The 22379-nt window shown below is 62.2% G+C and carries 18 protein-coding genes; 8 read left to right on the top strand and 10 right to left on the bottom strand.

Translation table 11 applies throughout. From position 1 onward, the window contains the following. Complete coding sequence (locus FHX14_RS20295; RefSeq protein ID WP_003593135.1) at positions 1 to 294, bottom strand: metalloregulator ArsR/SmtB family transcription factor; 294 nt, start codon at positions 292 to 294, stop codon at positions 1 to 3. Between the two features lie 97 nt (positions 295 to 391). Here FHX14_RS20295 and FHX14_RS20290 point away from each other — a divergent pair, with 97 nt between their 5' ends. Further along, a complete protein-coding gene (locus FHX14_RS20290; protein WP_184378348.1) occupies positions 392 to 820 on the top strand; it encodes a hypothetical protein in 429 nt (142 codons plus the stop codon). Positions 821 to 955: 135 nt separating this feature from the next. Here the strand turns inward: FHX14_RS20290 and FHX14_RS20285 are convergent, their stop codons facing one another. Together FHX14_RS20285 and trxB are read right to left on the bottom strand one after the other, a co-directional pair. Further along, a complete protein-coding gene (locus tag FHX14_RS20285; RefSeq protein ID WP_003593139.1) occupies positions 956 to 1852 on the bottom strand; it encodes a LysR family transcriptional regulator VtlR in 897 nt (298 codons plus the stop codon). 22 nt (positions 1853 to 1874) lie between these two features. Then, positions 1875 to 2849, bottom strand: a complete 975-nt coding sequence (trxB, locus tag FHX14_RS20280; protein WP_012558464.1) for a thioredoxin-disulfide reductase — start codon at positions 2847 to 2849, stop codon at positions 1875 to 1877. A gap of 231 nt (positions 2850 to 3080) precedes the next feature. Here trxB and FHX14_RS20275 point away from each other — a divergent pair, with 231 nt between their 5' ends. Beyond that, entirely contained in the window at positions 3081 to 3548 is a 468-nt protein-coding gene (locus FHX14_RS20275; RefSeq protein ID WP_003593144.1) for an Lrp/AsnC family transcriptional regulator, read from the top strand. A 6-nt stretch (positions 3549 to 3554) separates the two neighbouring features. On the opposite strand, the gene FHX14_RS20270 is transcribed toward FHX14_RS20275, so the two are convergent. Continuing rightward, positions 3555 to 4901, bottom strand: coding sequence for a sigma-54 dependent transcriptional regulator (locus FHX14_RS20270; protein WP_184378346.1), 1347 nt, complete (start codon positions 4899 to 4901; stop codon positions 3555 to 3557). A gap of 4 nt (positions 4902 to 4905) precedes the next feature. Further along, on the bottom strand, positions 4906 to 6783 hold the full coding sequence (locus tag FHX14_RS20265; RefSeq protein ID WP_184378344.1) for a sensor histidine kinase: 1878 nt from the start codon (positions 6781 to 6783) through the stop codon (positions 4906 to 4908). 224 nt (positions 6784 to 7007) lie between these two features. Between FHX14_RS20265 and FHX14_RS20260 the strand changes: the two genes are divergently transcribed. Next, a complete protein-coding gene (locus FHX14_RS20260; protein ID WP_183698135.1) occupies positions 7008 to 8342 on the top strand; it encodes a dicarboxylate/amino acid:cation symporter in 1335 nt (444 codons plus the stop codon). Positions 8343 to 8659: 317 nt separating this feature from the next. Here FHX14_RS20260 and FHX14_RS20255 read toward each other — a convergent pair whose 3' ends face one another. Beyond that, positions 8660 to 9718: a glycosyltransferase family 4 protein gene (locus FHX14_RS20255; RefSeq protein ID WP_080589074.1), complete on the bottom strand. Its 1059-nt coding sequence runs from the start codon at positions 9716 to 9718 to the stop codon at positions 8660 to 8662. A gap of 27 nt (positions 9719 to 9745) precedes the next feature. Further along, positions 9746 to 10222, bottom strand: a complete 477-nt coding sequence (gene greA / locus FHX14_RS20250) for a transcription elongation factor GreA (protein ID WP_003565408.1) — start codon at positions 10220 to 10222, stop codon at positions 9746 to 9748. Between the two features lie 254 nt (positions 10223 to 10476). On the opposite strand from greA, the gene FHX14_RS20245 reads away from it, so the two are divergent. Together FHX14_RS20245 and FHX14_RS20240 are read left to right on the top strand one after the other, a co-directional pair. Continuing rightward, positions 10477 to 11709 carry a putative DNA modification/repair radical SAM protein gene (locus FHX14_RS20245; protein ID WP_041671488.1) on the top strand — a complete coding sequence of 411 codons (1233 nt, stop codon included), beginning with the start codon at positions 10477 to 10479 and terminating at the stop codon, positions 11707 to 11709. Beyond that, positions 11709 to 13160 (top strand): UdgX family uracil-DNA binding protein, encoded by a 1452-nt coding sequence (locus tag FHX14_RS20240; protein WP_179611879.1) that lies wholly within the window; start codon positions 11709 to 11711, stop codon positions 13158 to 13160. Before FHX14_RS20245 ends, FHX14_RS20240 begins: the two co-directional genes overlap by 1 nt. A 63-nt stretch (positions 13161 to 13223) precedes the next feature. Here FHX14_RS20240 and carB read toward each other — a convergent pair whose 3' ends face one another. Then, the gene (carB, locus tag FHX14_RS20235) at positions 13224 to 16712 is read right to left on the bottom strand and encodes a carbamoyl-phosphate synthase large subunit (RefSeq protein WP_184378342.1); all 3489 of its coding nucleotides are present in this window, start codon (positions 16710 to 16712) and stop codon (positions 13224 to 13226) included. Positions 16713 to 17143: 431 nt separating this feature from the next. Between carB and FHX14_RS20230 the strand changes: the two genes are divergently transcribed. Further along, positions 17144 to 18064, top strand: coding sequence for a neutral zinc metallopeptidase (locus FHX14_RS20230; RefSeq protein WP_003593152.1), 921 nt, complete (start codon positions 17144 to 17146; stop codon positions 18062 to 18064). Between the two features lie 181 nt (positions 18065 to 18245). On the opposite strand, the gene FHX14_RS20225 is transcribed toward FHX14_RS20230, so the two are convergent. Then, positions 18246 to 19238, bottom strand: a complete 993-nt coding sequence (locus FHX14_RS20225) for an aldo/keto reductase (protein WP_184378340.1) — start codon at positions 19236 to 19238, stop codon at positions 18246 to 18248. A 336-nt stretch (positions 19239 to 19574) separates the two neighbouring features. On the opposite strand from FHX14_RS20225, the gene FHX14_RS20220 reads away from it, so the two are divergent. Then, positions 19575 to 20819, top strand: coding sequence for a TCR/Tet family MFS transporter (locus FHX14_RS20220; protein ID WP_184378339.1), 1245 nt, complete (start codon positions 19575 to 19577; stop codon positions 20817 to 20819). Here FHX14_RS20220 and FHX14_RS20215 read toward each other — a convergent pair. Continuing rightward, entirely contained in the window at positions 20786 to 20965 is a 180-nt protein-coding gene (locus FHX14_RS20215; RefSeq protein WP_184378338.1) for a hypothetical protein, read from the bottom strand. The genes FHX14_RS20220 and FHX14_RS20215 overlap by 34 nt on opposite strands. On the opposite strand from FHX14_RS20215, the gene FHX14_RS20210 reads away from it, so the two are divergent. After that, entirely contained in the window at positions 20964 to 22367 is a 1404-nt protein-coding gene (locus tag FHX14_RS20210; RefSeq protein ID WP_184378337.1) for an MATE family efflux transporter, read from the top strand. The two genes, FHX14_RS20215 and FHX14_RS20210, sit on opposite strands and share 2 nt — an antisense overlap. Positions 22368 to 22379 lie beyond the last annotated feature (12 nt).

Below are 22379 nucleotides of genomic sequence, written 5' to 3'. Positions count from 1 at the left end.
TTAAAGATCCTGCGTCAGCTGCTTGAGGAATGCAGCGATCGTTTCTTCGTTGCGCTTGTAGAAGATCCACTGTCCCACGCGTTTGGTGGTGACGAGGCCGGCGCGATGCAGCGTTCCCAAATGAGCCGAGACCGTCGACTGCGACAGGCCGCAGCGCTCGAACTGGCTGGCACAGACACCCATTTCGAACGGATGCTCCTGCGAGGGGAAATGCTGCTCGGGATTTTTCAGCCAGTTCAGAATGTCCATCCGGGTGGGATGGGCGAGTGCCTTGATAATCTCGTCTTTGTCCATCGTCGCTCGCCGAACTATAAATCGTGTTTGTTCGATATATTGATCGTCAGGCGTCGATATGCAAATCACGGAGGCGTGAGGCCGTGCGTTTTATTGAGTGAGCAAAATTTGGGCAAAAAAAGAGGGCCACCGGAAAACCAGGGCCCTTGTAATTGTGAAGGTCAAAAACCTCCAGAGGGGAACAGCTAATGCGGTGGTACTGGGAGAGAAACCACAAGATGCATCAGCTGAGATAGATATGGTGCTTCCTTGGGCAGGTTTCAATGCTTTTTTGTGCATGCCTGCTATGCGCCGCACAATTTTTTTGCGGCGCAGCATTCTCCGGGCACGTAAGGCAAAAAAAGAGGGCCACTGGAAAACCAGGGCCCTTATAAGTGTGAAGGTCAAAAACCTCCAGAGGGGAACAGCTAATGCGGTGGAACTGGGAGGAAAAGCCACCATGTGCATCGGCTATGTGCGATATGGTGGTTTAATGGGCAAACGGCAACCCTTATTTGTGCATGCCAGTCATGCGTTCAATGCATAGTATGGAAAACATTCCATAAATCTGGCCTAGGTCCGTATGATTTAAGGCCGATCCGGCCCAAAATCATCCGGATCTAATCAGAGCAGGTGAGCATGATGTCGTCCGAAGACCGCTCACACTTTTCGGCACGATGTTCTAGAAATTCCAGTTTCTGGCCTTGCTGACGATGAAGTCACGGAAGGCCTTCAGCTTGGCGGCGTTCTTGATCTCATCGGGATAGCAAAAATAGGTGTCGAAGGAGGGAACGTCGGCATTGATCGCCAGCTGAATAAGGCCAGGATCGCGGCCGACGATGTAGTCCGGCAGGCAGGCGACACCGATACCGAGCAGGGCGGCGCGCTTGATCGAGGTCTGGCTGTTGATCTGCAGATGCGGGATGCGCTTGTTGTCCGACGAGCGGCCGGCGACCTCAAGCCAGTTGACATCGAGCAGGTAGCTCGGCGCCGGCTCGCCGAAGGTGATGATGCGGTGATTGTCGAGATCCTCGATCTTCTGCGGCTCGCCATGGCGGTTGATGTAGGAGGGAGCGGCATAGACGTGCATGTGCACGGTGAAGAGCTTGCGCTGGATGAGGTCGGATTGTTGCGGCTGGCGCAGGCGGATCGCGCAGTCGGCATGGCGCATGTTCACATCCACTTCCTCATTGTCGAGGATCAGCTGGATCTGCACATCGGGATAAAGCTGCAGGAATTCCTGGATCTTGTCGGTCAGCCAGCCCTGTCCGAGGCCGACCGTGGTGGTGACGCGCAGCTTGCCGGACGGTGTTTCGTTGGTTTCCGTCAGCTGCATCTTCACGGTTTCGAGCTTCAGCAGCACGTCATGGGCGGTGCGGTACAGCAGCTCGCCCTGTTCCGTCAGGATCAGGCCGCGCGCATGGCGGTGAAACAGCTTGGTGCCGACGTCCTGCTCCAGCGCGCTCACCTGGCGGCTGATGGCGGACTGGGACAAATGGAGTTTATCCGCCGCATGGGTGAACGAACCCGCTTCGGCAGCTGCGTGAAAAATACGCAGCTTGTCCCAATCCAATGGCATTCCCCCACCCCTCATGCCGATCTTACTCCGCGGCTACGGCGACGGGCATGTGACCCGTCAGATAGCGCTCGGCTTCGAGCGCTGCCATGCATCCAAGACCGGCGGCAGTGATTGCCTGACGGAAGGTGTCGTCGGTCACGTCGCCGGCGGCATAGACCCCTTCCAGGCTGGTCGCGGTCGAATCCGGCGCGGTCCAGAGATAGCCGTTGTCCTTCAGCTTCAGTTTGTCCTTGAAGAGCTCGGTTGCCGGCGCATGGCCGATGGCGACGAAAACGCCATCGATTGCCATCTCGGTGATCGCGCCGGTTTTGACGTCGCGCAGTCGTGCGCCGGAGACGGATTGCGGCATCGGCGGCTTGGCCGGCGTGCCGGTGATTTCGGCCACTTCGGTGTTCCACAATACCTTGACGTTCTCCTTGGAGAACAAGCGTTCCTGCAGGATCTTTTCGGCCCGGAAGAAGTCGCGGCGGTGGACCAATGTCACCGACTTGGCGATGTTGGAGAGGTAGAGCGCTTCCTCGACGGCGCTGTTGCCGCCGCCGACCACGATCACATTCTTGTTGCGATAGAAGAAACCGTCGCAGGTGGCGCAGGCCGAAACGCCGAAGCCCTGGAAATGCTGCTCGCTCTCGATGCCGAGCCACTTGGCCTTGGCGCCGGTGGCGATGATCAGCGTATCGGCAGTCCAGACCTGGCCGCTGTCGGTGCGGGCGACGAAGGGGCGCTGGTTCATGTCGACTTCGGTTACCAGATCGTTGACGATCTCGGCGCCGACATGTTTTGCCTGCTGCAGCATCTGTTCCATCAGCCAGGGGCCCTGGATGGGATCGGCAAAGCCCGGATAATTCTCCACATCGGTGGTGATCATCAACTGGCCGCCCTGTTCGAGACCGGCGATCAAAACCGGCTTCAGCATGGCGCGCGCGGCATAGACCGCGGCGGTATAGCCTGCGGGTCCAGAACCGATGATGAGCACCTTGGTATGGCGGGCGGGCATGTCATTTCCTTTCGACTGGCAGGAGGGCGGCGGCTAAGTGGCGATTGCGGCCGTTTCGCGGTCCCTGCGCCATTTATGAACGTCCAATGCTTTTATTCAAGGGCAGCCTTGCGTTACCAACAAGGCAAATCGGCCGGATGTGCAAGAATCCGTCATCGGCGTGAAACATTCTTGCGTATTCCGCGGCTTTATATAGAAGCTCCCCGCGGAGAATTAAAGAAAGGCCATGATGTGGGTCGCGCCGAACTCGACGTCATCGACATAAAGATCCTCCGGGAATTGCAGGCCGACGGCCGCATGACCAATGTGGAGCTGGCCGACCGCGTCGGCATCTCTGCACCGCCATGCCTGCGCCGGGTGCGCAAGCTCGAGGAAGCGGGCATCATCGAGGGCTACCACGCGATGCTGAACAGCCCGAGGCTCGGCTTCGATCTGGTCGCTTTCTGCATGGTTGGCCTCAAGCACCAGTCGGAAGGCAATCTCAAATCCTTCGCCGCCGCCACCGCCGAGTGGCCGCTGGTGCGCCAGGCCTGGATGGTCTCCGGCGATAGCGATTTCCTGCTGCATTGCGTGGCGGAAAATCTCACCCATTTCCAGGATTTCGTCATCGAGGTGCTGACGGCGAACGAACATGTCGACACCGTGCGCACCATGCTGACGATCCGGCAGGTGAAGAAGCTCGGGCTGGTGGAAGTCTGAAACAGTTTATTTGCGCGCGGAATAGCCGCCGCGGTTGATGCCGTGGCGCTGAAGCTTGTCGTAAAACGTCTTTCTCGGAATGCCGAGCGCCTCGATAGTGCTGCGCACGTCGCCGTCATTGGCCGTGAGCGCGTCGCGGATGATCTCCGCCTCGTAGCGTTCCAGCCGTTCGGGCAGGGTGCCGCCGGTCGGTTGGGCAGGGATGGGTGCTGCTCCGCCGCCTTCGACACCCAGCACCACGCGTTCTGCATAATGCGAGAGCTCGCGGACATTGCCCGGCCATGCATGCGCGGCAAAGTGGCGGCGCACCTCGGGCGAAATCTCCGGCACCTCTCTGCGGAAGCGCTCGGCGGCGCGGGCGGCGAAATGGGAAAACAGCAGCGGAATATCGTCGCGGCGCTCCCTCAGCGGCGGAATAGAGATCGTCACCACATTCAGCCTGTAATAGAGGTCCTCGCGAAAATCGCCGCGCAGGTCGGGATCGCCGAGATCGATTTTGGCGGCTGCAACGACGCGAAGATCGACGGGACGCACCTCATTGGTGCCGAGCGGGGTGATTTCGCGCATCTCCAGCACCCGCAGCATCTTGACCTGGGTAGCGACCGGCATGCTCTCGATCTCGTCGAGGAAAAGCGTGCCGCCGCTTGCATGTTCGATGCGGCCGGTGCGGCGCTTCTGAGCGCCGGTAAAGGCGCCGGCCTCGTGGCCGAACAGCTCGCTTTCGATGACGGTTTCGGGGAGCGCGCCGCAGTTCAGCGCCACGAAATTGCCCTTCCGGCGGTGGCTCCACTGATGCAGGATCTGGGCGACGACTTCCTTGCCGCTGCCCGTCTCGCCGGCAACAAGCACGTCGACATCGGTATCGGCGATATGGCGAAGGATCTTCCGCAGATTTTCCATGACCGGCGTCTGGCCGATCAGCGGCGAATTCTCCTGCGCGTCTTCGGCCGCCTTGCGCAGCATACGGTTTTCCAGGATAAGCCGCCGCTTCTCGCCGGCGCGACGAACGCTCTGGACCAGCCGGTCGGCAGCAAACGGCTTGGCGATGAAATCATAGGCGCCGTCCTGGATCGCCTGAACGGCCATCGGAATATCGCCATGACCGGTCATCAGGATCACCGGCAGGTCGGCGTCAATGCCCTTCAGCATGCCGAACAACTGTAGCCCGTCGATCTCAGGCATGCGGATATCGGTGACGACCGGGCCGGCAAAATCCGCGGACAGGTCGGCCAGTGCGGCCTTCGCTCCCTCATAGGCCGAGACGGAAAATCCGGCGAGTTCCAGCGTCTGCGCGGTGGCGCGGCGCAGGTCCTTGTCATCGTCGATCAGCGCAACGGGCATCGGTGTGGCCATGATCTCAAGCCTTCCTCAGATGAACGACGAACCGGGTCCCGCCGCCGTCGCTGTCAACCTCCATCCGCCCGCCGTAATCGCCGACGATATCCTTGGAGATGACCAGCCCGAGGCCGAGGCCGCTTTCCTTCGAGGTGTTGAACGGCGTGAACAAGCCCTTGCGGATTTCAGGTGAAATGCCGGGGCCGTTATCGGCGACCGTCAACGTCACCATGTCCCCTTCGCTTGACGTCCTGACCTCGACATGCGCCTCGTCGGCCTTCGGCGCCACCGCCTCCAGCGCGTTCTGCAGCAGGTTGATCAGCACCTGTTCGAGGCGGATCCTGTTGCCCATAACTTGCAGGTCAGGCGGCGGCAGGTCGATGTCGAGCGTGTCCATGCGGCCGGCAAAGCGGCTGCGCAACAGCATCACCGCCCCTTCGATCACATCCTTCAAGCCTGTCGGCTCAGCGCTGCCGCGACCCTTGCGGGCAAAGCTTTTCAGCTCCTCGGTGATCGAGCCGATGCGCTCTGTCAGCGCCGCGATGCTTTCGAGATTTTCACCGGCCGGCGCCGTCTGGCCGCGGTCGAGAAAGGTGCGGGCATTATCGGCATAGGCGCGGATAGTCGCCACCGGCTGGTTGATCTCATGGGCGACGCCGGCGGCCACCTGGCCGAGGATTGCCAGCCGGTTGGCCTGCACCAGATCCTGCTGCACCGCCTGCAATTTCTGCTCGGTGCTCCTGTGGCCGACGATTTCGGCCTGCAGCCGATCCCGCGCCTGGCTGAGATCCTGTGTCCGTTCGGCGACACGCCGTTCCAGTTCCTCCCGCGCCTGCTGTTCGCTCAATATCCTGAGAGTGACAGCCTGGCGGCGGCGCAGCAGGAAGGCGGCGCCGGCCAACAGCGGCGAGAGCGTCAGCAGCGCCAGCATGCGGGCCTCGCGAATGCCGGCATCGACGGACGGACCCAGCGCCACGAGATGCTGCAAATGCCAGGCGGTCGCGGGAACCGGCATGCCGACATCGAGAAAGCTGGTTTTCCCGGCGCCGCCCGGCATGACGATTTCGACGACGCCGAGGTTCTCGCCCAGACTTCGCCCGGTATCGAGCGGCAGCGGCTGCAGCGGCGCGTCGCCGAATTGCAGGCTTTCGCGGATCGCCGTCAACTTGTCGTCGGCAATCCGCCCGATCGTCATAAATCGCCAGGAGGGAATGCTGGTGATGAGGACGATACCGCGGTCGTCGATCACATAGGAGGGGGCGTCCGTGGCGCTCCAATCCGCCTCGACGTCGTCGAACTCGACCTTAACCACGACGACCCCGAGCAGCCCGCTGCTGCCTGATATCCGCTCGGAGATATAAAGGCCGGGTTTTTTGCTGACGGTGCCGAGCGCGAAGTGCTCGGCCTGTCCTTCAGCGACCGCTCCCTGAAAATATTCCCGAAAACGATAGTCGTTGCCGACAAAGCTCGTCGGTTCGCGCCAGTTGCTGGCCGCAACCGCCATGCCGTCCTTGTCGATGACGTAGATGACCGCCGCCTTGGTGCCCGCCGCCAGCATCTCCAGCTTCTGGCTGAGCCGCTCGAAGGTGCCGGCATCGTTTCCCGCAAGCGCTGCGGCGAGTGCCGTATCCTGCGACAGCACGAAGGGTAGCGCCCGGTATTTTTCGAGAACCGTGCGCAGCAATGCCGCATTCAGCCTGGCATCGGTGCGGGCCTGTTCTTCGAGGGCCGCCTCTGCATGGCGCCGGCCGATCTCGCCGCTTGCCCACAGGCCGAGGGCGGCGGCAACAAGCGCGATCACCGCATAAGCCCACCACATCCGGCGGATGCGGTGCCGCAGGGGCAGGGAAGGCCACAGCGATGACAGGGACAGGGACAGGGACATGGCGGATTTGTGCATTTTTCTGCACTGGTTGCAAATGGATTTGTGCGGATTTCCGCATTTATTAATGGGTTGTCAGCGGCCTTAAAAATTTTTATTGAATAAAATCAATATTTTGGATGCGGACGCCAAAACTGGCACGGTGATTGCGAAGGAGATGGCAACAACGGCTGAGCTGTTGGATTGAAGCGAACGGCTCGGGAGGCCGGAGTTCGTTCCGGGCGAGCCTTAAGGAGGACATCATGATCGCAGCACCATTCGATGCAGTCGCAGACAGCAAGGGCAAGAAGCCCTTCTATTCCCATCTCTACGTTCAGGTTCTCGCCGCCATCGCCGCGGGTATCCTTCTCGGCCATTTCTATCCCGAGCTCGGCGCGCAGCTGAAGCCGCTCGGCGATGCCTTCATCAAGCTCGTCAAGATGATCATCGCTCCGGTGATCTTCCTGACGGTGGCGACCGGCATTGCCGGCATGAGCGACCTGAAGAAGGTCGGCCGCGTCGCCGGCAAGGCGATGCTGTACTTCCTGACCTTCTCGACCTTGGCGCTGGTCATTGGTATGATCGTCGCCAATGTCGTCCAGCCCGGCGCGGGCATGAATATCGATCCGGCGTCGCTCGATCCCACCGCCGTCGCCACCTACGCCTCGAAGGCGCATGAGCAGAGCATCGTCGGCTTCCTGACCAATATCATTCCGACGACGATCGTCGGCGCCTTTGCCGATGGCGACATTCTGCAGGTACTGTTCTTCTCGGTGCTCTTCGGCATCGCGCTTGCCATGGTCGGCGAAAAGGGTGAGCAGGTCGTCAATTTCCTCAACGCCCTGACGGCTCCGGTCTTCAAGCTCGTCGCCATCCTGATGAAGGCTGCCCCGATCGGCGCTTTCGGCGCCATGGCCTTCACCATCGGCAAGTACGGCATCGGATCGATCGCCAATCTCGCCATGCTGATCGGCACTTTCTACCTCACCTCGCTGCTCTTCGTTCTCGTGGTTCTCGGCGCCGTCGCCCGCTATAACGGCTTCTCGATCCTGGCGCTGCTGCGCTACATCAAGGAAGAGCTGCTGCTGGTTCTCGGCACCTCGTCGTCGGAGGCGGCACTTCCGGGCCTGATGAACAAGATGGAAAAGGCCGGTTGCAAGCGCTCGGTCGTCGGCCTCGTCATCCCGACAGGCTATTCCTTCAATCTCGACGGCACCAACATCTACATGACGCTGGCAGCGCTGTTCATTGCCCAGGCAACCGGCATCAACCTCTCCTGGGGTGACCAGATCCTGCTGCTCCTGGTCGCGATGCTGAGCTCGAAGGGTGCCGCCGGCATCACCGGCGCTGGCTTCATCACCCTTGCCGCCACGCTCTCCGTCGTGCCCTCCGTGCCGGTCGCCGGCATGGCGCTCATCCTCGGCATCGACCGCTTCATGTCGGAATGCCGGGCGCTGACCAACCTCGTCGGCAATGCCGTGGCGACGATCGTCGTGGCACGCTGGGAAAACGAACTGGATACCGCGCAGCTCGCCAGAGCCTTGGGCGGCCAGGCCGAGGAAGGCGCTCCGGCTGCCGGACTTCAGCCGGCGGAATAATCAGCGATTGTTGGCAATCTTTGCAGCGGCCCGTTATCCGACGGGCCGTTTGCCTGTTGGTAAACTTCGTTCTCTACTCGTCGTTTTCTGCCGTTTCCCGCTGGTCGCGAAACGCGCAGGAGCTCAATATCCACGCGACATTTCGGCCTAGGAGATCGGTGAGGGCTGCCCCTCATCCGGCTGCCGCCACCTTCTCCCCGCCTGCGGGGCGAAGGAGACAAGCCGCGACCTTCGGTCTCTCACCAACGCCTCGTGGGGCACGTCCCCTCTCCCCGTCAGAACGGGGAGAGGGTTAGGGTGAGGGGCAGTTTTTGCCTTTAGCCGCGGTTGTCGCCGAGAAGGCTGGTGTAAACAGCGCCGATGGCGTTTGCTTCCTTCTCCAGCGCAAAATTCGCTCTGACATGGCGCAGCGCATTCTCGCCATGCGCGATCGCCAGACCGGGATCGGCGATATAGGGGGCGATGGCCCGTGTCAGCGCTTCACTGTTGCCGGCAGCCACCACCGAGCCGGTCTCACCTTCGGCGATGAGTTCGGCATAGGCCCCGGCGTCGGATGCCACCACCGCCGTTCGAGACGCCATGGCTTCGAGCGGGGTCAGGCCGAAGCCCTCGTTGCGGGAGGGGGCGACATAAAGCGTCAGGCGGCGATACCAGACCTTGATATCGGGCACTTCGCCGAGAAAGAGGATGCGTTCGCTGAGGCCGGCGGCGGCGACATCCGCCTTGAGCTTGTCTGCGAAGGCGGTGTGCTCGGCCGTCACCCGGCCGGAAACAACAGCCGTCCATTCCGGGTGCTGCGGCAGGAGTTCGATCATTGCCCGGACGAAAAGATCGGTGCCCTTCTGATGGCGCACGCGGCCGAAACAGCCGACCAGATGGCGGCCGGGCAGGCCGGTGGCGGCAATGCCGTCTTCTGCCGTTTCCGGCGGATGGAACAGCGAAAGGTCGACGCCGTGCTGGATGACCGTGTGCGGCACTTCGAGGAACGAGCCGGAGCGGTCGCTGGTCGCGATCACCGCGTCCATGCGGCGGATCAGCCATTTTGTATAGGCGGTATGGCGGCGCTGCGCGGCCGAAGTGAAGAGCAGCTTCAGCGGCATGCGCAGGAGATAGCGAAGCAGGATGCCGACGGCCATCTCGTTGTTGCGGCGGGCGTGCCAGACACGCCGCCGCCGGCGCGCCGGCGGGCGCCAGAGGCCAAGGAGCTGCGACCATCTCAGCTTCGCCAAGCCTTCCGGCAGGCCGGGGCCGAGCGTTGCGATCCTCATGCCGAGCCGGATCTGGCAGGGGATGAGCTGGACGATGGTCGACGTGACGCCGGAGAGCCGGCGCTTGAAATTGGGCGCGATGATCTCGACGTCACGCATATCAGGCAAGGGAGGGGTCTCGTCTGTGGCGGGCGATCAGCCCCAGGAAACCTGGAGGATTTCGTAGGCCTTGGAGCCGCCAGGCGCATTGACCTCGATGGAATCGCCGACTTCCTTGCCGATCAGCGCGCGGGCGATCGGTGAGGAGATGGAGATGCGGCCGGCTTTGACATCGGCTTCCTGGTCGCCGACGATCTGGTAGGTCTTTTCTTCCTCGGTGTCCTCGTCCACGAGCTTCACCTTGGCGCCGAATTTGATCTTGTCGCCGGACATCTTCGTCAGGTCGATGACCTCGGCGCGCGCCGTCAGGTCTTCCAACTCGCTGATGCGGCCTTCATTGTGGCTCTGGGCTTCCTTGGCGGCGTGATATTCGGCGTTTTCGGAAAGGTCGCCATGGGCACGGGCTTCGGCGATCGCCTCGATGATTCGAGGGCGCTCCTCCTGCTGACGCCAGCGCAGTTCTTCCTGCAGCTTGACGAAACCACCCGGTGTCATTGGTACCTTTTCAACCATTTTTCTGTCCTTCACGCCTTGTATCCACGCAGTAGGCGCGAACACAAAAGAAAACAGGTCCCGAAGGGGAGCTTCGGAACCGTGCCACAATCCTAGTTAAGTGCTTATAGCAGATCGCCAAGGCCGATTTCCAGAAAATTCGCATAGAGGAAAAAGCGAGCCACTGCCACGGCGGGTCATCAGGCGCAATAACGCGGTTAAGCCAGGATCGCCGCGATTGACTTTGTCCGTAAGAACATATAGTGAACATACTAATGAAGAAGTCGCTAACAGAACGCTTGGCTATCCTTTCTGATGCTGCCAAATATGATGCTTCCTGCGCCTCCAGCGGCACGGTGAAACGCGATTCGGCGGCAAGCGGCGGGCTCGGCTCGACCGAGGGGTCCGGCATCTGTCATGCCTATGCCCCGGATGGGCGATGCATTTCGCTTCTGAAAATACTGCTGACCAATTTCTGCATCTACGACTGCGCCTATTGCATCAATCGCTCGTCGAGCAATGTCGAACGGGCGCGCTTCACGCCCGAGGAAGTGATCTGGCTGACGCTGGAATTCTACCGCCGCAACTATATTGAAGGCCTGTTCCTTTCCTCAGGCATTATACGCTCGTCCGACTACACGATGGAAGAGATGGTCCGCATCGTACGCGAACTGCGCGTGACGCATAATTTTCGCGGTTATATCCATCTGAAATCGATCCCGGAGGCGTCGCCGCGCCTGATCGAGGAGGCAGGGCTTTTTGCCGACAGGCTGTCGCTCAATATCGAGTTGCCGACGGATAACGGCATCAGCCGCTTTGCGCCGGAAAAGAAGCCCGCCAATATCCGCCGATCGATGGGCGATCTGAGGCTGAAGATCGAGGCCGCCGGCGAGCCGACGCTGCGCACGAAGAAGCGTCAGCGCTTCGTGCCGGCCGGCCAGAGCACGCAGATGATCGTCGGTGCCGACGGCGCGAATGATGCGACGATCCTTGCGACCAGCGGCCGGCTTTACAGCAGCTACGGCCTGAAGCGTGTCTATTATTCCGCCTTCAGCCCGATCCCGGATTCATCGAAAAACCTGCCGCTGATCAAGCCGCCGCTGATGCGCGAACACCGGCTCTATCAGGCAGACTGGCTCTATCGGTTCTATGGGTTCGGCATCGACGAAATTACTGCCAGCCAGACCGGCGGCATGCTCGACCTCAACCTCGACCCGAAGCTTGCCTGGGCGCTGGCGAACCGGGCCGAATTTCCCGTCGATATCAACAAGGCCGAACGTGAACGCCTACTGCGCGTTCCCGGTCTCGGCACGAAGACGGTCAAATCAATCGTTTCGGCTCGACGCTTTCGCCGGCTGCGGCTCGACGATCTGTCGCGGCTCGGCATCTCGATCAAGAAGGTTCAGTCCTTCATCTCGGCGGAAGGCTGGTCGCCGCGCCGGCTGATCGACCGCCCGGACCTTCGCGCCATGTTCGAGCCGAAACCTGAACAATTGTCGCTGCTATGATGCGCCGGGTCGTTCTTGCAGGACGGGGCGATCTCGCCGAATGGCGCGACGCCGCGCGCGCCTTCGCGGCCGCCGGCATTTTGCCTGAGGAGATCGACTGGCGGGAAAAAAGCGCAGAGGCGGATCTTGCCTTTCAACGCGACGCCATGCCGCCGGCGCCGGTGACACGCAAGCCGATGACGGTGCCGCCCGCCTTTATCGAGCTTGCCGAGACGGTTCTCTGCCACTCCGACCCGGCGCGCTTCTCCTTGCTTTACCGCCTGCTCTGGCGGCTGCAGCTGGACCGGCAACTGCTCGAAGTGGCCTCCGACGAGGATGTCGTGCGGGCTCGCCTGATGGCAAAAAATGTCCGGCGCGACGCCCACAAGATGACGGCTTTCGTCCGTTTCAAAGAGGTTGGTGCGGCAGCGGCGGGCCGTCGAAAATTCATCGCCTGGTTCGAGCCGGACCATCATATCGTCAGGCGCACGGCGCCATTTTTCCAACGGCGCTTCACCGATATGGACTGGCTGATCGCCACGCCCAAGGGGTCGGCGGCCTGGGACGGTGCGCGGCTGACGCTCAGCGACGCGCCCTGCGAGAAGCCCAATCTCACCGATGCCACCGATGATCTCTGGCGCACCTACTATGTCAGCATCTTCAACCCGGCGCGGCTGAAGCTGAAGGCGATGCAGGCGGAAATGCCGAAAAAATACTGGAAGAACCTGCCGGAAGCCGATCTTATCCCCGGGCTGATCGCCTCCGCCGAGAGCCAGGTGCGGGCCATGGCCGCGCGCGAGGCAACGCAATCGCTGCCCTTTCACGACCGGCTTCAGGAGGCTGCCCGCAACCTTCCCATAGAACCCGAAGCGCCGGCCGGCACGCTCGAAGCGCTGAGCGCCGAAGCTGGCGCCTGCACCCGCTGTCCGCTTCATGCCAAGGCGACACAGACCGTCTTCGGGGAGGGGCCGCGCGATGCGGAGGTGATGTTCGTCGGCGAGCAGCCGGGCGATCAGGAGGATATCGCCGGGCGCCCCTTCGTCGGCCCGGCCGGCAAGCTGCTCGACCAGGTGATCGCGGATGTCGGCATCGACCGCTCGGCGCTCTATGTCACCAATGCAGTCAAGCACTTCAAATATGAGCCGCGCGGCAAACGCCGTATCCATCAGAAGCCGAATATGGGCGAGGTGAAGCATTGCCGCTGGTGGCTGGATCTGGAACTGGCGCTCGTCAAGCCGAAGCTGATCGTCGCGATGGGGGCGACCGCGCTTGCGGCGCTGACAGACGTAAAGGAGCGTCTGCAGGACGTCAGGGGAAAGGCGATGGCGATCGAAGGAGGACGCACGCTCTTCGTGACGGTGCATCCCTCCTATCTGCTGCGCATTCCCGACGAGCGGCTGAAAGCGGAGGAGATGGTGCGATTTCGCAACGATATGCTGGAGATTCAGCGGCTTATGGCGTCCGCCGGATAAAGTGATTCCGGTGAAGCGGCGCCACCGCTCACCGAGCGATGGCGCCGCTGGAATTGCTCTATCTCAGGCGAAGTAGCTCTGCAGCGGCCGCACTTCAAGATTGCCCGCCTTCAGCGCCTTGATCGCCTGGGCCGCGGCTTCGGCGCCTGCCATGGTGGTGTAATAAGGCACCTTCTGCATCAGCGTCGCGCGGCGCAGCGACTTCGAGTCCGAGATCGCCTTGTTGCCGTCGGTGGTGTTGATGACCAGCTGGACCTGACGGTTGCGGATGGCGTCCTCGATATGCGGACGGCCTTCCAGCACCTTGTTGATCTTGGTGGCGGTGATGCCGTTTTCGCCGAGGAAGCGGGCCGTGCCGCCGGTCGCCAGCACCTTGAAGCCCTGTTCGACGAGGATGCGGATCGCCGGCAGCACGCGCGGCTTGTCCTCGTCGCGCACCGAGACGAACACCGTTCCGTCACGCGGCAGCTCGACGCCGGCGCCGAGCTGCGACTTGGCGAAGGCCAGCGCAAAATCGGTGTCGAGGCCGATGACTTCGCCGGTCGAGCGCATTTCCGGGCCGAGCAGCGTGTCGACGCCGGGGAAGCGGGCGAAGGGGAAGACCGCTTCCTTGACGGCGATATGCGTGAGCTTGCGCGGATCGGGCTTTTCGCCATAGGCGGCGAAGGTCGCGTCGAGTTTTTCGCCGGCCATGACGCGGGCGGCGATCTTGGCGATCGGTGCGCCGATGGTCTTGGCGACGAAGGGTACGGTGCGCGAGGCGCGTGGATTGACTTCGAGAACGTAGACGGTGCCATCCTTGATTGCGAACTGGACATTCATCAGGCCGCCGACATTGAGCGCCTTGGCCATCGCCTTTGCCTGGCGCTCGAGTTCGTCGAGCAGTTCGACGGGTAGCGAGCGCGGCGGCAGCGAGCAGGCGCTATCGCCGGAATGGATGCCGGCTTCCTCGATATGCTCCATGATGCCGGCGACATAGACGTCGGTTCCATCGCAGAGGCAGTCGACGTCGACTTCGATGGCGTGGCTGAGGTAGCTGTCGAAGAGCAGCGGGTTCTTGCCGAGCAGAGTGTTGATCTGGCCGGTCTTGTCGTTGGGATAACGCTGCTTGATGTCTTCGGGCACCAGTTCCGGAACCGTGTCGAGCAGGTATGTCTGCAGCTGGCCTTCCGAATGCAGGATCTGCATGGCGCGGCCGCCGAGCACGTAGGACGGGCGCACGACCAGCGGGAAGCCGATTTCGGCGGCGACCAGGCGGGCCTGCTCGACCGAGTAGGCGATGCCGTTGTTCGGCTGGTTGAGATCGAGCTTCATCAGAAGCTTCTGGAAACGGTCGCGGTCCTCGGCAAGATCGATCATGTCGGGTGCCGTGCCGAGGATCGGGATGCCGTTCTTCTCGAGCGCCTCGGCAAGCTTCAGCGGCGTCTGGCCGCCGAACTGGACGATGACGCCGACGACTTCGCCCTTTTCCTGCTCGGCCCGCAGGATCTCGATCACGTCCTCGGCCGTCAGCGGCTCGAAATACAGGCGATCGGACGTGTCGTAGTCGGTCGAGACGGTTTCCGGGTTGCAGTTGATCATGATCGCTTCATAACCCGCATCCTTCAGCGCGAAGGCGGCATGGCAGCAGCAATAATCGAACTCGATGCCCTGGCCGATGCGGTTCGGGCCGCCGCCGAGGATGACGACCTTCTTGCGGTCGGAAACCTCAGCTTCGGAGCGGGCGACGCCGACGAAGGGCGTCTCGTACGTCGAATACATATAGGCGGTCGGCGAAGCGAATTCGGCGGCACAGGTATCGATACGCTTGAAGACCGGGCGGACGTTGAGGCTGTTGCGAAGTTCGGCGACCTGCTTGGGGCGCTTGCCGGTCAGCGTCGCCAGACGCGCGTCGGAAAAGCCCATGGCCTTCAGCATGCGCAGGTTCGCGGCATCCTCGGGCAGGCCGTGCTCGCGGATGCGCGCTTCCGTGTCGATGATATTCTTGAGCTCGGCGATGAACCAGGGGTCGATCTTGCAGCCCTCGTGCACCTCTTCGATGCTGAGGCCCATGCGCAGCGCCTGGGCGACCATGCGCAGGCGATCCGGCGTCGGCGTGCCGATGGCGGCGCGGATGGCGTTGTGGCTGGATTCGCCTTCCTCGGAATCGGGGATCTCGATCTCGTCGAGGCCGGTCAGGCCGGTTTCGAGGCCGCGCAGCGCTTTCTGCAGCGATTCGGCGAAGGTGCGGCCGATCGCCATGACTTCACCGACAGACTTCATCGCGGTCGTCAGCACCGGCGAGGCGCCGGGGAATTTCTCGAAAGCGAAACGCGGGATCTTGGTGACGACATAGTCGATCGACGGTTCGAAGGAGGCAGGCGTTGCGCCGCCGGTGATGTCGTTGTCCAGCTCGTCGAGCGTATAACCGATGGCGAGCTTGGCGGCGACCTTGGCGATCGGAAAGCCGGTGGCCTTGGAGGCGAGCGCCGAGGAGCGCGAGACGCGCGGGTTCATTTCGATGACGACCAGGCGGCCGTCCTTCGGATTGACGGCGAACTGGACGTTCGAGCCGCCGGTTTCGACGCCGATCTCGCGCAATACCGCGATCGAGGCGTTGCGCATGATCTGGAATTCCTTATCGGTCAGCGTCAGCGCTGGCGCGACGGTGATCGAATCGCCGGTGTGGACGCCCATTGGATCGATGTTTTCGATCGAGCAGATGATGATGCAATTGTCCGCCTTGTCGCGGACGACTTCCATTTCATATTCCTTCCAGCCGAGCACCGATTCCTCGACCAGCACTTCGGTGGTCGGCGAGGCGTCGAGGCCACCGCCGACGATCTCGAAGAATTCCGAGCGGTTGTAGGCGATGCCGCCGCCGGTGCCGCCCATGGTGAAGGAGGGGCGGATGATGGCGGGCAGGCCGACGTGGTCGATCGCCTGGGCGGCAATCGCCATGGCGTGGCTGATGTAACGCTGCTTGCGATCGCTCTCGCCGAGGTTCCACTGGTTTTCCAGTTCGTCCAGTGCCTTGTCGAGATCGGATCCGGAGAGGCTGTCGCGCAGTTTGTTGCGCTCGGCCTCGTGCGTCTTGCGGTCGAGGTCCTTGATGTCGGTGGCGTTCGCCAGCATCGAGCGCGGCGTTTCAAGCCCGATACGGGCCATCGCCTCGCGAAACAGCGCCCGGTCCTCGGCCATGTCGATGGCGGCGGGCTTGGCGCCGATCATCTCGACATTGTAGCGGTCGAGCACGCCCATGCGCTTTAGCGAAAGCGCGGTATTCAGCGCCGTCTGGCCGCCCATGGTCGGCAGCAGCGCATCCGGGCGCTCCTTGGCAATGATCTTGGCGACGACCTCGGGGGTGATCGGCTCGACGTAAGTTGCATCAGCAAGGCCCGGATCGGTCATGATCGTCGCCGGGTTGGAGTTGACGAGGATGACGCGGTAGCCTTCCTCCCGCAGCGCCTTGCAGGCCTGGGTGCCAGAATAGTCGAACTCGCAAGCCTGGCCAATGACGATCGGTCCCGCGCCGATGATGAGGATCGATTTGATGTCTTGGCGCTTCGGCATGGGCGATATCCATTGTCTGGCTGCGCAAAAAACCGGCCAGGGTGGGAGATCACCGGGTCGGGTCGCGCATTGAAGGTCTTTTCAGGCTAGAAGCGGCTTATAGGCAAATGTATTTGCAAACGGAACCCCATAAATCGCGGAATCGACAGGAATCCAACACGGCGTGACAGCCTATGTCCGCCGGCGCACGGCGAGCACCCGGATTTCGCCGACGTGCGCCGGACCGGCGATGGCGACGACCGCCTCCCGGCGCTCGATCCGCCTCTATATCGGCGGCTCGACCTTGCGCTCGTGGTTGGCGGCGCTGCGGCGGTCCACGGCCCTCTCGCAGGCCGGGCCTCTCCTGCTACATGAAGCCGCTGGAATTCCAGCCGTCGACGGATATATAGATTCGTTAAGTGCAAGCACAGGCATTGCCGGGGAGAGCGAAGATGGAATGGAGAGGCCGGCGTCAGTCCGACAATATCGAGGATCGCCGCGGCGATCCGGGCAGCGGCGGTTTCGGCCGCGGCGGTGGCTTCAACTTTCCCTCCGGCGGCGGCGTTCGCCGCGCCGGCGGCGGCTTGAGCATCGGCACGATCATCTTCCTCGTCGTCATCTATTTCATCTTCAAGATGATGGGTGTCGACCTGCTGCAAGTGCTCGAAGGCGGCGGCATGACGAGCGGCCCCGGCTACGAACAGAGCCAGTCGGAAGGCACGCGGACGCCCGCCAATGATGAGATGACCGCCTTCATGCGGACCGTTCTTGCCGAAACCGAGGACACCTGGACGGGCATCTTCCAGGCGCAAGGCCAGACTTACGAGGAGCCGCGCCTCGTGCTGTTTTCGGGCTCGACGGCATCGGCCTGCGGCTCCGCATCGGCGGCAACCGGACCGTTCTACTGCCCCGGTGACCACAAGCTTTATCTCGACACGGATTTCTTCCAGGAGCTTTCCAACCGGTTCGGCGCGTCCGGCGATTTCGCCGAGGCCTATGTCGTCGCTCACGAGGTCGGCCATCACGTGCAGAACCTGCTCGGCATCCTGCCGAAGTTCAACCAGGCCCGCCAGCGCATGAGCGAGGAAGAGGCCAACAAGATGTCGGTGCGCGTCGAGCTGCAGGCCGATTGCTTCGCCGGCATCTGGGGCAAATATACTCAGCAGAAGGGCTTGCTGGAGTCCGGTGACCTCGAGGAGGCGCTCAACGCCGCCCAGCAGATCGGCGACGATACGCTGCAGAAACGGTCCCAGGGTTACGTCGTGCCCGAGAGTTTCAACCACGGCACTTCGGCGCAGCGCGTCAGATGGTTCAAGCGCGGCTTCGATAGCGGGCAGTTGTCGGCTTGCGATACGTTTTCGGGGCCGGTTTGAGGTTGCTTACCCAAGGTTTTCGCGTGTCGCCCCCTCATCCGCCTGCCGGCACCTTCTCCCCGCTGGGGCGAAGGGAGTCGCCGCAGCGTCTCGACTCCCTCTTCTCCCCTCGGGGAGAAGGTGCCCGTAGGGCGGATGAGGGGGCTGCGCGACAGGACGTTTCAGTACCTTTGACCTAACCTTATTTCTCACTATCCATATGCTGCAGCATATGCTCCGGATAACGCCCGCCGGCAGCCGCATCCTTCGGGACGGCGCGTTCGATCGCGGCGAAATCTTCTGCCGACAGATCCACCGCGCGTGAGCCGAGAGCCTCGGTCAGCCGGTCGCGGCGGCGGGCGCCGATGATCGGGACGATATCCTTGCCCTTGGCGGCGACCCAGGCGATGGCGATCTGGGCGACCGAGACGCTTTTTGCCTCCGCGATCTCCCGCAGTTTTTCCACCAATGCGAGGTTCTGCTCGATATTGCCCGCCTGGAAGCGTGGGCTATGGGTGCGGAAGTCTCCGGCTGCGGCCTGGCCCTTTTGCCAATGGCCGCTGATCAGGCCGCGCGAGAGCACGCCGTAAGCGGTGATCGAGATGCCGAGTTCGCGTGTCGTCGGCAGGATCTTCTCTTCGATGCCGCGCGAGATTAGCGAATATTCGATTTGCAGGTCGACGATCGGGGCAATAGCGGCGGCGCGGCGGATGGTGTCGGCGCCGACTTCAGACAGGCCGATATGCCTGACATAACCCGCTTTGACCATGTCGGCGGTGGCGCCGACCGTATCTTCGATCGGCACGTTGGGATCGAGGCGGGCGGGGCGGTAGATGTCGATATAGTCGACGCCGAGACGCTGCAGCGTGTAAGCGAGGAAGTTCTTCACCGCGCCCGGGCGGGCGTCGATGCCGCTCCAGCCGCTGGCGGGATCGCGGAGCGCGCCGAATTTGACGCTGATGACGGCATCCTCACGCCTGCGACCCTTCAACGCCTCGCCAATCAGCATTTCGTTATGGCCCATGCCGTAGAAATCGCCGGTGTCGAGCAGATTGACGCCGGCATCGAGCGCCGCATGGATCGTCGCGATACTTTCGGCGCGGTCGGCAGGGCCGTACATGCCCGACATGCCCATGCAGCCGAGGCCGATGGCCGAAACATCGGGTCCGGTCTTTCCCAAACGATAGGTCTGCATTGTCTTCTCCCTGATCCGCGCCCGAGCGGCGCTGCCGGATGCCGTTCTTACAGCCTTCGCCCCAGCGCGATAATCCGGATGGTCTCGAACGGGCCGTGCGGAGGGGCGCACAATGAATGTTCATTCCCCGAATGATCTGGACGTCGTCAATGCGATTGCAAGGGAGCCAACGATCACGTTGCCGCGCCCAACGGTTGAGGCGGTTCACAAATTTCCCGGTCAGAATTATCAAAAACTTTGAAATGTTCACGGATTGTTTCGGTTTCTTTTCTGGGCTATGTCAGTTTCTCGGCGACGAAATCGTCTTTTCAGAAGCAACCGCTGTAGAGATGCCTCATGCTTGACCCCAAATTCGTCCGTCGCGGCCTTTTCCTGGTCTTCATCATCCTCTTCCTCGACATTATCGGCATCGCCATCATCATGCCGGTGCTGCCCGCCTATCTGGAGCAGTTGACCGGCGGCGGCGTGAGCGATGCGGCGATCGACGGCGGCTGGCTGATGCTCGTCTATGCCGGCATGCAATTCCTGTTCGCGCCGCTGCTCGGAAACCTGTCCGACCGGTTCGGCCGCCGGCCGATCCTTCTGCTGTCGGTGTTGACCTTTGCGATCGACAATTTCATCTGCGGCATCGCCACCAGCTTCTGGATGCTGTTCGTCGGCCGCGTGCTTGCCGGCATCAGCGGCGGCAGCTTTGCCACGTGCTCGGCCTATATCGCCGATATCAGCACCGAGGAGAACCGGGCGAAGAATTTCGGGCTGATCGGCATCGCCTTCGGCGTCGGCTTCACGATCGGCCCCGTTATCGGCGGTGTCCTCGGCGAATTCGGCCCGCGTGTGCCGTTTCTCGGTGCGGCCGCACTCTCGTTCGTCAATTTCATCGCCGCCTGCTTCCTGCTACCGGAAACGCTGGAGGCCAGGAATCGCCGCCGCTTCGAGTGGAAACGCGCCAATCCGCTCGGCGCGCTGCGGCAGATGCGTCACTACCCGGGCATCGGTTGGGTCAGCCTCGTCATGTTCCTGTTTTTCCTCGCGCATGCCGTCTATCCGTCGGTCTGGTCCTTCGTCTCGACTTATCGCTACGGCTGGAGCGAGGGACAGATCGGCCTGTCGCTCGGGATCTACGGCATCGGCGCGGCACTGGTGATGGGATTGGTATTGCCGCGCGTCGTATCTCTGCTCGGCGAATGGAAGACGGCGCTTCTCGGCCTCTGTTTTTCGGCTGCGGGGCTGACCGGCTATGCCTTCGCCTGGGAGGGCTGGGTGGTCTATGTGGTGATCGTTGCGACCGTCATGGAAAACGTCGCCGATCCGCCGTTGCGCAGCATCGCCGCCGGCAAGGTGCCGCCCTCGGCGCAGGGCGAGCTGCAGGGCGCGCTGACCAGTCTCAGCAGCATCACCACCATCGTCGGGCCGCTGATCTTCACCCAGTTGTTCAGCTATTTCACCCGGCCAGAGGCGCCCGTCACCTTTGCCGGGGCGCCCTATCTGACTGCTGCCCTGTTCATCCTGGTGGCCGCCGGCGTGTTCCTCGTGCGGGTTCGGGTCCGTCAGCCGGCCGAAGCGCTGGAGGCGGCGGGTTGATCGATCAGAAACGGTGATACGATGATGAATTTTTCATCATCTGCCTGTTTAGGGTGGTTCTTTGCTGGGGTTTGATCTAAATCCCGATGATATTTCTCCGCAGATTGCGCGGCGACCGATATTTCAATCACAGGACTAGGTGTCATGGACACGCCGATCGACGCGCGCAGGCTTGCGCCGACAACCGATAATCGTTGGGGCGCACATTTCCGTGCAACGCTGGCGCTCGGCATTCCGCTGATCGGCGCGCAGCTCGCCCAGCTCGGCATCAACACCACCGATGTGATGATCGTCGGCCGCCTCGGCGCCGAGCATCTGGCGGCGATGGTGCTGTCCGCCCAGTTCCTGTTCACGATCCTGATCTTCGGCTCGGGCTTTGCCATTGCGGTCATCCCGATGGTGGCGCAGGCCTATGGCCGCGGCGACGTCGTCTCGGTGCGCCGGGCGCTGCGTATGGGTCTCTGGGTGGTGATCGCATATTGGGTCATCATGCAGCCCGCCTTCTTCAATTCGGAGCAGATCCTTCTCTTTGCGCAGCAAAAGCCCGAAGTGGCCAAGCTCGCCCATGGCTACATCATGATCGGCCAGTTCGGCGTGCTGCCGGCGCTGCTCTTCAACGTGATGCGGGCGCTGGTCAGCGCCATCGGCAAGGCGGGCATCATCCTCAACGTCACCATCGCCACGCTGGTGCTGAACGCGATCTTCGCCTATGCCCTGGTGCTCGGCCATTTCGGCTTTCCGGCAATGGGGCTCGAAGGCGCTGCGATCGTTTCGGTCGTCGTACAGACGGCAGGCTTCCTCTTTATCCTGGCCTTCGTGCAGCGGCGGGAGGAGACACGGCGCTACGAGATCTTCGTGCGGTTCTGGAGGCCCGACTGGCATGCGCTGCTGGAGGTCCTCCGGCTCGGTTTTCCGATCAGCGTCACCGTGCTTGCCGAGGTCAGCCTGTTTACGGTGGCCTCGCTGCTGATGGGCTATATCGGCACCATCGAGCTCGCCGCGCACGGCATCGCCCTGCAATGGGCCTCGATCGCCTTCATGATCCCGCTCGGCCTCAGCCAGGCGGCGACGGTGCGCGTCGGGGTCGCCCACGGGCAGGGTGATTACCGCGGGCTGGTGCGGGCTTCGATCATGGTGCTCATCCTTGCCTGCGCCATTTCGGCGGTGGGCTCGGTGCTGTTTGCCACCATGCCGCAATTCCTCGGCAGCTGGTTCCTCGACGTCAATTCGCCGGAGGCGCCCGCCGTGCTTGCTTATGCCGGGCCGCTGATCGTCGTCGCCGGGCTTTTCCAGCTGGTCGACGGATTGCAGGTGATCGCCAACGGATTGCTGCGCGGCCTGAAAGACGCGCGGGTGCCTATGATCATGGCACTGATTGCCTATTGGCCGATCGGCTTCTTCCTCGCCTGGGCCTTTGCCTTCCCGCTGGGCTTCGGCGGCATCGGCATCTGGTTCGGCTTCCTCGTCGGGCTGGCGGCTGCCGCCGTCATGCTCTGCTGGCGGTTCTATCTTCTGCTTCGCCGGGAAGGAGCGATGGCCGGCGCCTGAGCCGGCCATCCT

The organism is Rhizobium sp. BK619 (assembly GCF_014195245.1).
Taxonomy (GTDB): domain Bacteria; phylum Pseudomonadota; class Alphaproteobacteria; order Rhizobiales; family Rhizobiaceae; genus Rhizobium; species Rhizobium acidisoli.
This window is presented reverse-complemented; position numbering and strand designations above follow the sequence as displayed.

Bases quoted from the DNA above. Each gene is read 5' to 3' on its own strand.
- FHX14_RS20240 (WP_179611879.1), top strand. From the start codon at position 11,709: ATGCGCCGGGTCGTTCTTGCAGGACGGGGCGATCTCGCCGAATGGCGC.
- carB (WP_184378342.1), bottom strand. From the start codon at position 16,712: ATGCCGAAGCGCCAAGACATCAAATCGATCCTCATCATCGGCGCGGGA.
- FHX14_RS20220 (WP_184378339.1), top strand. From the start codon at position 19,575: ATGCTTGACCCCAAATTCGTCCGTCGCGGCCTTTTCCTGGTCTTCATC.
- FHX14_RS20230 (WP_003593152.1), top strand. From the start codon at position 17,144: ATGGAATGGAGAGGCCGGCGTCAGTCCGACAATATCGAGGATCGCCGC.
- greA (WP_003565408.1), bottom strand. From the start codon at position 10,222: ATGGTTGAAAAGGTACCAATGACACCGGGTGGTTTCGTCAAGCTGCAG.
- FHX14_RS20210 (WP_184378337.1), top strand. From the start codon at position 20,964: ATGGACACGCCGATCGACGCGCGCAGGCTTGCGCCGACAACCGATAAT.
- FHX14_RS20270 (WP_184378346.1), bottom strand. From the start codon at position 4,901: ATGGCCACACCGATGCCCGTTGCGCTGATCGACGATGACAAGGACCTG.
- FHX14_RS20265 (WP_184378344.1), bottom strand. From the start codon at position 6,783: ATGCACAAATCCGCCATGTCCCTGTCCCTGTCCCTGTCATCGCTGTGG.
- FHX14_RS20225 (WP_184378340.1), bottom strand. From the start codon at position 19,238: ATGCAGACCTATCGTTTGGGAAAGACCGGACCCGATGTTTCGGCCATC.
- FHX14_RS20295 (WP_003593135.1), bottom strand. From the start codon at position 294: ATGGACAAAGACGAGATTATCAAGGCACTCGCCCATCCCACCCGGATG.
- trxB (WP_012558464.1), bottom strand. From the start codon at position 2,849: ATGCCCGCCCGCCATACCAAGGTGCTCATCATCGGTTCTGGACCCGCA.
- FHX14_RS20285 (WP_003593139.1), bottom strand. From the start codon at position 1,852: ATGCCATTGGATTGGGACAAGCTGCGTATTTTTCACGCAGCTGCCGAA.
- FHX14_RS20245 (WP_041671488.1), top strand. From the start codon at position 10,477: ATGAAGAAGTCGCTAACAGAACGCTTGGCTATCCTTTCTGATGCTGCC.
- FHX14_RS20260 (WP_183698135.1), top strand. From the start codon at position 7,008: ATGATCGCAGCACCATTCGATGCAGTCGCAGACAGCAAGGGCAAGAAG.
- FHX14_RS20215 (WP_184378338.1), bottom strand. From the start codon at position 20,965: ATGACACCTAGTCCTGTGATTGAAATATCGGTCGCCGCGCAATCTGCG.